This window comes from Methylomonas sp. (assembly GCF_023228165.1).
In the GTDB taxonomy this organism is placed as follows: Bacteria; Pseudomonadota; Gammaproteobacteria; order Methylococcales; family Methylomonadaceae; genus Methylomonas.
Genome location: NZ_JALOBS010000049.1, coordinates 14,421 through 28,136, shown reverse-complemented (window position 1 = coordinate 28,136; position 13,716 = coordinate 14,421). Strand labels below are relative to the sequence as shown.

Below are 13,716 nucleotides of genomic sequence, written 5' to 3'. Positions count from 1 at the left end.
CATCCACTTTGCCGGCAAGCCGTTGGGCCGCCCGAAACAAGAGACCGATGAAAACCGTGAGCAGTTGAAACAGGCCAAGGAACAGCGTCGGCGAGATTACCGGCGACGTATCCCCATTGAGGGCAAATTCGGCCAGGGCAAGAATGGCTACCGGCTCAACTACATCCGTGCCAAGCGGGCGAACACCTCTTTCGCCTGGATCAACAGCATCTTCTTGGTCATGAACCCGCTGATCCTGGCCAGGATCTTTTTTGCCCTGCGTAAAGGATGCTTCGCTGGTTTTATCCCGGCTTTAAGCCAAGCTGGGGAACAGATGTTTTTATATCTGCGAGTCATCTTCAATTTGCCCATACGGTTGGTCGATTGCACAGGCTGATTTGCTGAGCAGACTCTAATTATGAGCTATAACTCGGCTGGAATTAGGTTTGACAGCCAAATGGAACACCCCCTAGACTGAGCAAGCTGATTTACCGGTTGGCGCGGTGTAAACCGTCCCGGCCAAAACGCCATCGGACCCGATCCCATTAATAACAATAACGAATACGGAGGCTGCCGTGGAAAATCTTCATAGCGAACTTTTTTTTATCGCCTTTGCGGCAGCGTTGGCACCCTTGCTGACGCAAATACCCACCCGATTCCGCATGCCGCTGCTGGTAGCTGAAATTCTACTGGGCATGTTGATTGGCCCGCATATCTTGAACCTGGTGTCCACCGACGGACTGGTGGCCTTGTTGGGCGAATTGGGTCTGACATTTCTGCTGTTCATGGTGGGCCTGGAAATCGATCTGGATCAAATGCATGGCAAACCGTTGACGCTGTCCATAAGCGGATGGCTAATGTCTTTCGCCATAGCCATCGTATTCATGAACATATTTCATAGTATCGGCCTGATTCAAGCTCCTCCGGTATTAGCGGCGGTCGCGATATCGACCACTGCACTAGGAATAGTGGCCCCCATATTGCGGCAAGCCGGCACGATCAATACCGATTTCGGAAAACTGTTGTTATCCGCCGCGGCCATGGGCGAATTCGGCCCCTTGATGGTCATAACATTTTTGCTGATCCCCACCCATAGCACGGTATGGCACACTCTATTCATGCTGGCTTTTGTAGGGATTACCTTTCTAGTTGCCGATATGGCAATACGGGTGCGCACCTCGGAATGGATGGATTTGATTGCTAAAGCCATGAAGCAGGGCGGCCAATTCCCGGTGCGAATCTGCATCGCGGCGCAGGCATTACTGGTGGCATTGGCGTATCAATTCGGCATCAATGTGGTGATCGGCGCCTTTGCGGCCGGCCTGGTGGTCAACCTAACCACCCGTACCGAAGGCGGCGCCATTTTGCGGTATAAACTCGATGCGATCGGCTACGGCTTTTTGATTCCGTTTTTCTTTATTTTGGCCGGCATGCGTTTCAACATCAGCGCCTTATGGGCCGACCCTTTGGTCCCGTTGCAAATCATCGCCTTACTTGGTTTGCTGTTATTGGTGCGCGGTGCACCGGTGCTGCTTTACAAAGGCCTGTTGAAAGCTTCGGACAGACTGCCGTTTGCCCTGTATTCCGCAACCGGCCTGCCCTTGATCGTGATCATTTCCGAAATCGGCGTCACGTCCGGCCTGTTACCGACCGACCGGGCCGCCGTCCTGGTGAGTGCCGGCATGATCTCGGTATTGCTGTTCCCTATCCTGGCGCACAAATTCATCGAAGACGCCAAACAAACCGAGCAAACCCGTGCCAGCGACATGGGCGACTAGCCCGTCAATCCAGTAAATTCACCTGTACATTGACCAGCATGACCGGCAAGATCGGCCCAGGACCTATAAAACTGCCGGAGACCGGCGGTATGGATTCCGGATTACGCGCCACGGCCACAGCAATATGGCGATTGCCGGTAAGCTCGCCTACGGTGGGATCAAAACCCTGCCAACCCTTGCCGGGCAAATAGACTTCGGCCCAAGCGTGTGTCGAGGCGTTACCGGCTTCCGTGGCCGGCGCATGCAAATAACCGCTGACAAATCGGCTGGCCAATCCCAGACAGCGACAGGCTTCTATAAACAGCGTGGCATAGTCACGGCATGAGCCGCTGCCCATGCGCAAGGTTTGTCCGGGCGATTGCACGCCGGCTTCTTCGCGCATTTGATAACGAAATCGACTGTGGATGGCCTGATTCAATTTTTCCTGCAAACATAAGGTTTCCATACTGCGCGAATGCAGGCCGATCTCCCGTAACCAAGCCATAACCGCCGGCTGGTCGTTCTGAAACAAAGGTTGTTGATACGCGGCCAGATCAATGCGTTCGGACTCCTTATACACAAAGGGATAATTCAATGCATAAGCTTCCACCGAAAAATTCAACGGCGAGGCTTCGTAATGCTGAATTACCACTTCACTGACTATGCTGAGCCTATTGGCCGGCTGTAGAAAATCCAACACCGCCACGGAATTATCGAACACATCCCGATACCACTTGATGCTGTAGGCAGGGCTGATAGTCAGCTTTGAAGTCTCGATACGCACATCATGTCCTTCGCGTGGCCGCAATAACAATTGATGCTGGTTGAGGGTGACGGTGTTAAAAAACTGATATTCCGTCGCATGTTGAATACGCAAACGCTGCATTACAAACTACTCCGGCGGTCCCTGCAATTCTTCGACGGTCACGGCCATGTGTATCGGCGACAAAGCCGGCCCGAATTGCGTAAAGATGGCCACATCGGCGGCATCATGCCCGTAAGCCACGATCACTCTGCCGCCGCGCGGCTCCCACTGAGTAGGATCAAAACTATACCAGCGACCACCGACATAAGCCTCGAACCAGGCATGAAAATCCATGGGCCGCAGGCCGTGCAAATAACCGACCGCCATGCGGGCAGGGATACACAAGGCCCTGCACAAAGCGATTCCCAAATGCGCCAGATCGCGACACACCCCTTCCCTGGCCTGATTGACTTCCACTGCCGACATCTGGAAATAGGGCGAATCCGGATTGAAGCGCACATTTCGGCGTATCCATTGATTGATTGCCGCGACCTGGTCGTAGCCTGGCGCCACGTTATCGACCAACTCCCGCGCCAGCTCTATAAAGCGATCCGACTCGCAATAGCGGGTCGGCAGCAGATAAGTCAATACCGCGTTCGGCAAATTTTGCACTTCGTCAAAGGGCGCACCCGGGCAGACCTCGACATACTCATTGGTATGAATATCGGCACTGGTATGGATAGCGAACAAACCCGGCTCTGCAATCAGCCGCTGACAAAGGTTGCCGTAATCATCGGTAAACTCGAACACCGGCACATTAGGCTTGATCATATACGACTCGCGCGCCACCCATTGATTGGCGCCGTTACGCGGTCGCAACATCAGGATAAACGGGGTGGAGACACTGACGTCAAAACTCATTTCACAGCTGGTACGCAGCCACATCACTATAATTTCTTCCTATTCAAGGTATACAACGGATGGTGGCGGCCATTAATACGGCCACCGGTTAACGATACTGCAAAAATCCAAGGTCCGATCACGACTTTAGGCGAATGTCGACCAGCGGGATAGCTCGTTACAGAGACGGTAGGGTAAGGGGTTAATAGTAAGGGAATGCGGCGGCACTTGCCGAGAAATCTTGCTTCCCCAAGCGTGCCGAATCGCCACAAACCCCTCAACGCCCCAACCGTTGCTCCAAATCCAAAATCCTTCGGGTGGTTTGCAGTACGGTATCGGGATTCAAGCTCATAGAGTCGATGCCGATTTCCACCAGATACTCCGCCATTTCCGGATAATCGGACGGCGCCTGGCCGCAGAGTCCGGAATGTTTGCCGTTTCTTCTGCATCCTTCCACAGCCATGCGGATCATTTGCTTGACACCGGGATCCCGTTCGTCGAAATCGTTGGCGACGATTTCCGAATCCCTATCCACGCCCAACGTCAATTGGGTCAGATCGTTGGAACCAATCGAAAAGCCGTCGAACAATTCGGCAAAAGCATCGATCTGAATGACGTTATTCGGAATCTCGCACATCACGTAGATTTCCAGCCCGTCCTCCCCACGTTGCAAGCCGCATGCGGCCATATATGCCAAGACCTTTTGCGCCTCTTCGACCCGGCGGCAAAACGGAATCATCAAAATCATGTTTTTTAACCCCATCCGCTCCCTGACCCGCAGCATTGCCGCGCATTCCAAAGCAAAGCCCTCGGCATAGGCCGGATGTACATAGCGCGAGGCGCCGCGAAAACCGATCATCGGGTTAGCCTCGTCGCGCTCGAACCAACGCCCGCCCAACAGCGTGGCATATTCGTTGGTTTTAAAATCCGACATCCGTACCACCACCGGCTTGGGATAAAACGCTGCCGCGATGGTACCGACACCTTCCGCCAAACGCTGAATGAAATACTCTTCGGGCTTGTCATAACCCTGGGTCAAAGCTTGTAATTGCTGCAACGCCTCGGCATCTTCGACTTTTTCCGGATGAATCAGGGCCATCGGATGCGCCTTGATGTATTCGCTGATGATGAACTCCATACGCGCCAAACCAACCCCGTCATTCGGCAGAAAACTATGTTTAAAGGCCAGCTCCGGATTCCCCAGATTCAACATGATTTTGGTTTTAGGCCGTTGCATCTGCGCCAGATCGGTACGCTGCACGGAAAAACCCAAGCGCCCCCGATACACTTTACCCATATCGCCTTCGGCACAGGAGACTGTAACCTCCATGCCTGTTTCGAGCAAAGCCGTCGCATTATCGCAGCCTATCACCGCCGGCACTCCCAGTTCACGGGCGATAATCGCCGCATGACAAGTACGTCCACCGCGATTGGTGACAATGGCGGCGGCGGTTTTCATCACCGGCTCCCAATCCGGCGTGGTCATGTCCGCCACCAGCACTTCACCGGGCTTAAATGTAGCTAGCTTGGCGACATTATCGATCACCCGCGCGCTGCCGGCGGCAATCTTGCTACCCGTGGCATGACCCTTGACGATCACCTCGCCGGCCTGGTTTAACTGATATTGCTCCAGCACATGGCCGACCAGTTGCGAAGCCACGGTTTCCGGCCTGGCCTGCACGATATACAGCTTGCCGTCCAGTCCATCCTTGGCCCATTCCATATCCATTGGTCGGCCGTAATGCTGTTCGATTTTTAACGCATAATCTGCCAGCGTCAGCACATCGTCATCTTCGATACAAAACCGGCTGCGCTCTTCATTAGAGGTGGCGATATTACGAATCGGCTCGCGGGTACGGCCGTCGCTATACACCATCTTGATTTTTTTTGCCCCCAATACGCGCCTTAATACGCTGCGATAGCCTTGGGCAAAAGTGGGTTTATGCACGTAAAACTCATCCGGGTCCACCGCCCCCTGCACCACGTTTTCCCCCAAGCCGTAAGCACCGGTGATAAACACTGCATCTTTAAAACCGGACTCGGTATCCAGCGAAAACATCACCCCGCTGGCCGCCAAATCCGAGCGCACCATTTTCATCACCCCGATCGACAAACCGATTTTGAAATGATCGAAGCCCTGATCCAGCCGGTAATGAATGGCCCTATCGGTAAACAGGCTGGCGAAGCAACGTTTGCAGGCATCCAATAAGGCATGGCCGCCGCGAATATTCAGATAAGTATCCTGCTGACCGGCAAAGCTGGCGGTCGGCAAATCCTCGGCGGTAGCGGAACTGCGCACCGCCACGGTCAAATCGTCGCCGTATTGCTGCTGTAACTGCTCGAAGGCGGCCAGAATTTGCTGTTGCAAATCGTCGGGTAACGGCGCCGCATACACCAGATCGCGGGCTTGTTGGGCGCGTCGGGCCAGATCGCCGACATCCGACTCATCCACTTCATCCAGAAATGCATGTAAGTCATTCCAGGCACTCGCCTGATCCAGCATATAACGATACCCCTCGGCGGTAATCGCAAACCCGTTCGGCACTATCACGCCCTGCCCGGCCAGTTGCCGGTACATTTCACCCAAAGAGGCGTTCTTGCCGCCGACCAGCGGAATATCGTTGATGGTGAGTTCGTTAAACCAGCGGATGTATTGAGAGGACGTGGACATGTGGCGCTCCTTGGCTAGTTATTATGCTGCAATTTAGCATAAGCATACGCCAGAGGATGGGCAAGTAATGATTTATAAGCATCGCACTGCATATTCCGGTTTATCGTCCCCCCACTCCGATCGTCATAAGGGCTTTTATTGATCGGGCTCTGATACGAAGCGCCACAATGCGGGTTGCCGGCATCCTTATCTTTATCCCGGCAATCCTCTCGGTCTTGTATGCCCATGCCATGTTGCTTCGGCGGTAACGTTCGTAATCATGTCCTGATTATGCCATTATGAGTTTACTGAAAATGGACTTTTTGCACTGCTTTCCCGGCATTATCGATTTTCCACGCAACTCAGGAGGTTTCTCATGGCCGAATCGAATTACCTACCCTATCATTTCGTCAACTACCTTAGATCGCCCGGTTTACCGACAAAAGCCGGCACCATTCCGCTGGCACAATATCTTTGCAAGACCAAGTCGAACGGCGGTAACGACAGCGCCTCCAGTCTGATAGGCAAACTGCGCTGGATGAAGGACGGCGGCACGGGCAGCCAGATGAATACCCTGGTTGGAGGCATTGCGGTCGACCTGGCCTTAAAAGGACAGGGCTCGGGCGAGACATTCATCGCTATTTGGGATTTTATGTGCCGCAACAAGGAACAGTTGAAAAAACTCAATGTCGAGGTATGCGGCCGGCGTGAGCGTGGTGCGTCCGACAAAAAAGTCCTGTTAAAGACCGGTAATGTTTACGACCTGTATTTCAAGGGCAAAAGCGATAAAGCGGCGATTCAGGCTATGATTAACGATCGCTTTTTCGGCATAGACTGCATCGGATTTACCGGAACGTTTCTTATGTTCACCGGGGAATGGACCAAGTACAAAGGTGCTACGCCGCGTCAATGGGCAGATTGGCATTGCCCTAAAAAGATTAACCATGCCAAGGACATCAAACCGCTGGATTTTTTGATCTGGACGGGTGGTGGCCATATCGCCATTGTCGACTGGGTCTGGAGTATGGTTGACGACAAAACCGTTAAAATCGATGTCTGCCAGTCGTCATCCGGCGAACTGGTCGTCGGCCCGCAATGTAACGAATTTGTGCAGTTGCGCGAGGGTTCCATCGACGGCACCGGACGCCGGCAATACTATATTCGCCATCGAGGTTCGCCGCGCATGCCGGTGGACGGCCACGTCTACGTCATGCGCCGCAACAGCTTTTTTTGGTAATGTCTTTACCGGATAAAGCGTTTTAGAGCGGCTTGCAGGATACCACTAAAAACGGATAACAGGATACGCTATGCGAGCAGCAAAGTGAAATTTCGCCCCCTATGTGTAGGGGTCGCTATGTTGAGCTCAACATAGCGACCCTGAGCAGCCGATCAAGATTAATTTGAAAAGACAAGAATAGGCAAATATGTTGCCACTCAAATTACAGGTGCGATTTACCCTAAAGGGCTAAACGCTTGCGTAATCGCACGGTTAGAAGTCAACATTCCTCCGATTATGCTATCGCACATCCGAGCTACGCGTCTGGCCCCATATCCGCACCTGTGCAGACCTGATTTAACCAGCGTCAGCTATCCGATCCAAAGCGAACAGACTGGATATCTATATTTCCAAGACCAAACCTATAGGGTAATTTTGCACCAAACCCTTTTTAAGGGTTTGGTGGTATTTTGTCGGCCTTTAATCAACTTCCGCTGTTTTTTCAACCCAAAGCCTGACCGATTGAACAACCTATGAGAAATGCCGCAATTGGATATCAGTTATATAACATAGTTATTTTCCATCGGTGTCCCCCCCTGCGTCTAGCCGACGGGGATCTCGCCCAACACTACCAAGCAATCAAGATAATGGCACTAATCATGCTTAATAGAAAGATTCTATTTTTGATCTACCTAGCGCATGAACGACTCATCCAGTCTGGCGATTACTCAATTAATCAAAACTTATGACGAAGAGCTTAGGCGAGTGATAACGCGTCGTTGTGGCTGCATGGATATAGCGGCTGATATTGTACAAGAAACCTACCAGCGCATGCTGAGCGGTGGACTTTGGCAGCAAGCCGAAAACCCTAGGGCACTACTACATCGAATTGCAGCCAATCTTGCCACCGATTACGAACGGCGTAATACCGTTCGTAATCGATATGTCAGTCAAGAAGAAACCCTACCAGACTGGGTTGCCGAGGCCGACAACACCCAGCCCGACCGTATTCTTGCCAACCGCGAACATCTGGAACAGTTGGCGGTTATCGTAAACAAATTACCGCCCAAATGCCGTACCGTCTTTATCATGCGTAAAATAGATGAACTCAGCCATACCGAAATTGCCGAACGTCTGGGCATTTCCCGAAACATGGTGGAAAAGCATCTGCGTAACGCCCTGTTGGCCTTGCAACAAATCGATGAGCAATAACAGTTCCTGTTTTGCGGTTATTGATCGTCTTATAATGCAGACCTTAATGGCAAAACTATCTCCATGAAATCAAACTCACCCATCCAACCAAGTACCGCCGTCAAAAGAGAAGCAACCGACTGGTGGGTGCGTCTGGATAGCGGCGAACTCGACCAACAGCAATGCCAGGCCTTTCAACGCTGGTTGCATACCGATCCGTCGCATACCCTCGCCTTTGATGAAGTCACCCAATTATGGGGAGAACTGGATGCAATCAAGCCTTTGCTGGATATGCCGGCGGCAATCCGGCAATGCGCCGACAAACCCCGCCGCAACCACTCGCTTGCCCTGCCCCGCTTTGCGGCGTGGCCGGCAGGCTTAGCCTTGTGCTGCCTGTTGCTATGGTTGAGTCCGCTCGGTTTGCTGTTTCGGGCCGACTGGCATACCGGCGTCGGCGAGATACGCCGCATACAGTTAAGCGACGGCTCGACCGTTACGCTGAATAGCGACAGCGCCTTGTCTGTTTCCATGCAGACCAATGCACGCCATCTGAGACTATTGAAAGGCGAAGCCTTGTTTCAAGTCAGCCCCGACAAAAACCGGCCGTTTCAGGTTCAGGCCGGCGCAGGCAGCGTGACGGCTTTGGGGACTGCTTTCAATATCCGCTTGCGGGATGAGCGTACCGAAGTGACGGTCACCGAACACAGTGTCGCGGTAAATCTCGACCAAGGTATTCAAACCACCCGACTCGAAGAAGGCCAAAGCCTGACTTTCGGTGCCCATGACGGCATGGGTGCCGCGCAAATCACCGACACCAGAACGCTCACCGCCTGGCAACGCGGCAAGCTAGTCTTCCAGGATAAACCTTTAGGTGAAGTCATTGCCGAACTCAACCGTTATCACCACGGTTATCTGCTAATCAGCGACGACGCAATTGCCCAGCGGCGAGTCAATGGCGTATTCCGCATAGACGATCCGTTGGCCGCGCTAGACGCCCTGCAAACCTCTCTACAGATCAAAACCACCCGCATCGGCGATTATCTGATTCTGCTGCACCGCTAAAATAGTTTCAACTCCCACCTCCTGTTTTGCACAGGCTCTGCGTCATAACAACTGTGCCTATCTACAAAACAGTCAAGAGGGAGACTTATGACAGCAACAACAATATCAAAGGCCGGTAAACGCCAGCTTGTTCGCCAGGCTTCGGCGCTCATTCTCGGAACGGCGCTTATGGCCGGTACAGTGGTTGAAGCGGAGCAAACCAGCCGGCAATACAACATACCCGCCGGTTCGCTGGCCGGCAGCCTGAACCGTTTAGCGGAAACCAGCGGTTTGCAACTGATTTACGATTCGGCCATCGCGGAAGGCTTGTCGAGCAAAGGCTTATCCGGCAACTACACACCGGAAGCCGCTTTGCAACAATTACTGCACAACACCGGCTTGAGCTATCGTCTGTCGGAAAACGGTAATGTGGTGATTGAACGGCAACAACTCAATTACAAACAAGATCCTGCGGCGTTGCCGGCGGTGAATGTGGTTGGGAAGGCGGTTTATGACTCAACCGATCCTTACAATTCCGACTATCGCTTACCGAACGCATCTACCGCCACCAAAACCGATACGCCTATTATGGAAACCCCATTCTCGGTACAGGTGGTGCCGAAACAGGTACTGGAAGATCAGCAGGTAGTGCGTTTGGATCAAGCAGTACGCAACGTCGCCGGCGTTAATACCAGTTCATTAAATCAAGGAAATACCGACGGATTCATCATTCGCGGATTCCAAAACAACATCACCTATCGAGACGGTATGTTGTTGCCGACTTTTTTGGGCGGCGGGACAACTAAGCGCGAGATGGCCAACCTTGAGCGAGTAGAGGTGTTGAAAGGTCCGGGATCGATTTTGTTCGGCCGGTCGGAACCGGGTGGGATTATTAATATGGTCACCAAGCAGCCTCTGGCGACACCGTATTATTCGCTACAGCAGCAGTTCGGTTCTTACGATTTCTATCGAACTACGATTGATGCAACTTCACCTTTAACCAAAGACGACACACTGCTATATCGCTTAAATATGTCTTATGAGACTGCCGGATCATTTCGCGATTTCGTCGATAGTGAGAGAGTATTCATTGCCCCGGTTTTGAAATGGAATATCAGTCAACGTACGCAAGCGACGTTCGAGTTGGAGTACCAGCACTTCGATGACCAACGATCCCGGTATTCCAAACATTGGGACTAGACCCGCTAATGTTCCAATAAATACCGTGCTACTAGAGCCTGCCTTTACTAAAACTAAAGGCGATAGAGTTCTGGCAGGATTTAATTGGTCGCATGAGTTTAACGATAATTGGAAAATAAGTCATAGATTTAACTACGAGAATTTCGACTACAGTAGTGCATCATTATTTTTTAGCGCAGCCGCTCAGAATGGTGACATTACACGACGGCTAAATATATTCCCGGTGAATGTATCCGATCGATATTTTAATACACTCAATCTGGCTGGAAAATTCTCCACATTTGGAGCGAACCATAAGGCGTTGTTTGGCTTTGATAGCTACGTGATTAATGAGAGAAACCATGGAAATTGTTGTCAAGCGGCACCAGCCTTTAATATATTTGATCCAGTCTATCTAACAGGCTTACCGGCACTTAACCCAGGCAACAACACTTCTAATAATTACACGCAAAACTGGTACGGGTTGTATATCCAAGACCAAATTGAACTTCCTTATGATTTTCACATATTGGCAGGGGTAAGGTACGATAACGCTGACAGTACCGATAATAAGATTGGAAAAGTAACATCCGACGAAAATTATTTGAGTCCAAGAGGCGGTGTGCTTTGGCGACCAATTCCTTGGCTGTCCGTCTACGGTAGTTACACCGAAAACTTTGGTCCCTCCAGCACAGTATTTAGAACCGATGGTTTAACTCTGCCGCCACAAACCGCGCAGCAGTGGGAAGCCGGAATCAAAACCGAATTTTTTGACGGACGGTTAAGCAGTACGATTTCCTATTTTGATCTAACGAAACAAAATATCCGTGTTGCCGGCACCCAGGCTCCGTTGTTTCTACCAAGGGCTGCCGGCGAAGCGGAGAGCCGCGGTGTTGAGTTTGAGTTATCCGGCGAATTATTGCCCGGCTGGAATATGATTGCCGCATACGCCTACACGCCTTTTGCCAAAATCACGAAAGACAATGATAGTAATGGTGGCCCGGCGAATACCGGAAAGCGGTTGTTTCTCGCCCCCGAGCATTCCGGCAGTCTTTGGAATACCTATGAGTTTCAGAGCGGCTTGTTGCAAGGCTTGAAATTCGGTGCCGGTGTATCCGGAATGGATCAGCGTCAGGGCGATGCTTCCAATTCATACCAACTTCCCGGTTATATGACTGTTGGATTGTTAGCGAGTTACCAAATAAAAGTCGGAAAAACCAAAATCACCACTCAAATCAATGCCGATAACATATTAGATAAAGGATATTTCTCCGGTACTAATAGCGGAAACTTTATCGCAATCGGCGCACCTAGAACCTTTATGGGATCGATTCGTCTCGAATATTGATTACTCTCGTTCCCACGCGCCGCGTGGGAACACAGTCAAGGCGCGCCGCGTCGCAAGTTTCACCAGGGTCGTGCGCAAAAAAACCAATTATTTTGAAACAGTGGGTGGGGTTTTTTACTTCTCAATCGTCTTACTATCTGGAAGATAATTTTAGCCAATAAATACAAGCCGCCTCGGCGGCGGACATAAAACAATCATTAATTCAAATATGGCCACAGCGCCCTCGACTCTAAGCCTATGTATTTATTAGATAGCCAAAACCATAGCCTGGCTAGCAGCGAACTAATGTCGCCCATCGGCTCGCCGGCATCGATGAATCAGCCTAATTCGATCATCGCCGAATTGTTGGGTGAAGAGCGTCCTATCGATATGCTGACGCTGCTATCCATTCTGGTTTTGCTGCTGCATGTGTGGGGCCTGTTATGGCTGATGCGCCCGGTTGAACAGCTAACGTCCGCTCAGCCTTTGATGATGGAAGTGTCCATGTTGGCGGTTTCCGCGCCCAAACCCGCCGTGGCGCCGCCACCGCCCGCGCCGCCTCCAGCCGCAAAAAAAACGCCGCCTAAAAAAACCAAACCCAAGCCGGTGCGTAAACCGCCGCCGCCCGTGGTGCAGGAGGCGGCCGAGTTCGCCCCCGCCGAACCGCTGATCGAACCGCCGCCGGCCGCCCAAACCACGGCCAGCCAGTCTACCAGCACGACGGACAGTAAGGTGACCAGCAGCGCCAATGCCGAACAGTTTACCGAAGCCAATTTTCGCGCCAATTACGCCCACAACCCCAAGCCCGACTATCCGTCGATTGCCAGAAGCCGGGGCTGGCAGGGAAAAGTCACGCTACGGGTGGCGGTATCGGCGGAAGGCCGCAGCGAAGCCGTGGCCGTGGAATACAGCAGCGGCCATGAAATGCTTGACGATTCGGCGGTCGCGGCGGTCCGGCAATGGCAATTCGTGCCGGCCAGACGCGGCGAAACCGCGGTAGCCAGTTCGGTGCTGGTGCCGATCATTTTTACTTTACGCGACTAAATTTCAGGAGAACCCAATGCCCTACCATATTGCCCCCGGCATCATTATCGACGCCACTTTATACACGCTGCTGGCGTTTTCGGCGATTACCTGGATATTGATCCTGTTCAAGATTTGGCAATTCACTAAAAACGGTTTTTACAACAAGCAATACAGTTCGGTGTTTTGGCAAGCCGCCGATTTGGAAACCGCCCAGCAACTCCCCTCCAACAAAGCCCGTGGGCCGCAAGCGCGAATTGCCGCCACCGGCTTTAACTGGCTGGCGGCACTGAATCAACCCACCGGTTCGACAAGTCTGAAATATCGCGGTACACCCCAGGACTTACTGGAACAAGCCCTGCGCGAAAGCACCCTTAACGAGCAGCGCCGCCTGGAAAGCGGCCTGACCATGCTGGCCAGTATCGGCAGTACCGCGCCATTTGTCGGCCTGTTCGGCACCGTGCTCGGCATCATGCATGCGATGCACGACATCAGCGCCAGCGGCATGGCCAGCCTGGATGTGGTGGCCGGCCCGATTGGCGATGCCCTCATCGCCACCGCGATTGGTATCGCCGTGGCGGTGCCGGCTGTACTGGCCTACAACTTTTTCCTGCGCCGGGCCAAACACCATCGCACGGCGTTGGAACATTTCGTCGAGGGATTTCTAAATGTGGCCTTCGGCACTGAATCAAACCAAGGGTGAGCGGC

The 13,716-nt window shown here is 52.4% G+C and carries 11 protein-coding genes and 1 pseudogene; 9 read left to right on the top strand and 3 right to left on the bottom strand.

Translation table 11 applies throughout. The features are described from left to right. A pseudogene (locus tag M0R33_RS22735) lies at positions 1-244 on the top strand (transposase); the annotation flags it as partial. Between the two features lie 310 nt (positions 245-554). Then, positions 555-1,757, top strand: a complete 1,203-nt coding sequence (locus M0R33_RS22730) for a cation:proton antiporter (RefSeq protein ID WP_292574260.1) — start codon at positions 555-557, stop codon at positions 1,755-1,757. Between the two features lie 4 nt (positions 1,758-1,761). Here M0R33_RS22730 and M0R33_RS22725 read toward each other — a convergent pair whose 3' ends face one another. The 3 genes from M0R33_RS22725 to ppsA form a co-directional block, all read right to left on the bottom strand. Next, positions 1,762-2,622 carry a transglutaminase family protein gene (locus tag M0R33_RS22725; RefSeq protein ID WP_292574259.1) on the bottom strand — a complete coding sequence of 287 codons (861 nt, stop codon included), beginning with the start codon at positions 2,620-2,622 and terminating at the stop codon, positions 1,762-1,764. Positions 2,623-2,628: 6 nt separating this feature from the next. Next, positions 2,629-3,402: a transglutaminase family protein gene (locus tag M0R33_RS22720; protein WP_292574258.1), complete on the bottom strand. Its 774-nt coding sequence runs from the start codon at positions 3,400-3,402 to the stop codon at positions 2,629-2,631. 256 nt (positions 3,403-3,658) lie between these two features. Next, positions 3,659-6,052 (bottom strand): phosphoenolpyruvate synthase, encoded by a 2,394-nt coding sequence (ppsA, locus tag M0R33_RS22715; protein WP_292574257.1) that lies wholly within the window; start codon positions 6,050-6,052, stop codon positions 3,659-3,661. 355 nt (positions 6,053-6,407) lie between these two features. On the opposite strand from ppsA, the gene M0R33_RS22710 reads away from it, so the two are divergent. The 7 genes from M0R33_RS22710 (at position 6,408) to M0R33_RS22680 (ending at position 13,711) form a co-directional block, all read left to right on the top strand. Further along, positions 6,408-7,268, top strand: coding sequence for a hypothetical protein (locus M0R33_RS22710; protein WP_292574256.1), 861 nt, complete (start codon positions 6,408-6,410; stop codon positions 7,266-7,268). 678 nt (positions 7,269-7,946) lie between these two features. Then, positions 7,947-8,459: a sigma-70 family RNA polymerase sigma factor gene (locus M0R33_RS22705; protein WP_292574255.1), complete on the top strand. Its 513-nt coding sequence runs from the start codon at positions 7,947-7,949 to the stop codon at positions 8,457-8,459. Positions 8,460-8,522: 63 nt separating this feature from the next. Continuing rightward, entirely contained in the window at positions 8,523-9,500 is a 978-nt protein-coding gene (locus tag M0R33_RS22700; RefSeq protein WP_292574254.1) for a FecR family protein, read from the top strand. An 87-nt stretch (positions 9,501-9,587) separates the two neighbouring features. Next, positions 9,588-10,679, top strand: a complete 1,092-nt coding sequence (locus M0R33_RS22695) for a TonB-dependent receptor (protein ID WP_292574253.1) — start codon at positions 9,588-9,590, stop codon at positions 10,677-10,679. Further along, the gene (locus M0R33_RS22690) at positions 10,642-12,006 is read left to right on the top strand and encodes a TonB-dependent receptor (RefSeq protein ID WP_292574252.1); all 1,365 of its coding nucleotides are present in this window, start codon (positions 10,642-10,644) and stop codon (positions 12,004-12,006) included. The genes M0R33_RS22695 and M0R33_RS22690 overlap by 38 nt, the downstream gene beginning before the upstream one ends. Before the next feature lie 237 nt (positions 12,007-12,243). Continuing rightward, entirely contained in the window at positions 12,244-13,029 is a 786-nt protein-coding gene (locus tag M0R33_RS22685) for an energy transducer TonB (RefSeq protein WP_292574251.1), read from the top strand. 16 nt (positions 13,030-13,045) lie between these two features. Continuing rightward, complete coding sequence (locus M0R33_RS22680) at positions 13,046-13,711, top strand: MotA/TolQ/ExbB proton channel family protein (protein ID WP_292574250.1); 666 nt, start codon at positions 13,046-13,048, stop codon at positions 13,709-13,711. Positions 13,712-13,716 lie beyond the last annotated feature (5 nt).

What these genes read in the sequence shown, in the direction of transcription:
- M0R33_RS22725 (WP_292574259.1), bottom strand. Translation starts at nt 2,622, where the DNA reads ATGCAGCGTTTGCGTATTCAACATGCGACGGAATATCAGTTTTTTAAC.
- M0R33_RS22720 (WP_292574258.1), bottom strand. Translation starts at nt 3,402, where the DNA reads ATGAGTTTTGACGTCAGTGTCTCCACCCCGTTTATCCTGATGTTGCGA.
- ppsA (WP_292574257.1), bottom strand. Translation starts at nt 6,052, where the DNA reads ATGTCCACGTCCTCTCAATACATCCGCTGGTTTAACGAACTCACCATC.
- M0R33_RS22710 (WP_292574256.1), top strand. Translation starts at nt 6,408, where the DNA reads ATGGCCGAATCGAATTACCTACCCTATCATTTCGTCAACTACCTTAGA.
- M0R33_RS22705 (WP_292574255.1), top strand. Translation starts at nt 7,947, where the DNA reads ATGAACGACTCATCCAGTCTGGCGATTACTCAATTAATCAAAACTTAT.
- M0R33_RS22700 (WP_292574254.1), top strand. Translation starts at nt 8,523, where the DNA reads ATGAAATCAAACTCACCCATCCAACCAAGTACCGCCGTCAAAAGAGAA.
- M0R33_RS22695 (WP_292574253.1), top strand. Translation starts at nt 9,588, where the DNA reads ATGACAGCAACAACAATATCAAAGGCCGGTAAACGCCAGCTTGTTCGC.
- M0R33_RS22690 (WP_292574252.1), top strand. Translation starts at nt 10,642, where the DNA reads ATGACCAACGATCCCGGTATTCCAAACATTGGGACTAGACCCGCTAAT.
- M0R33_RS22685 (WP_292574251.1), top strand. Translation starts at nt 12,244, where the DNA reads ATGTATTTATTAGATAGCCAAAACCATAGCCTGGCTAGCAGCGAACTA.
- M0R33_RS22680 (WP_292574250.1), top strand. Translation starts at nt 13,046, where the DNA reads ATGCCCTACCATATTGCCCCCGGCATCATTATCGACGCCACTTTATAC.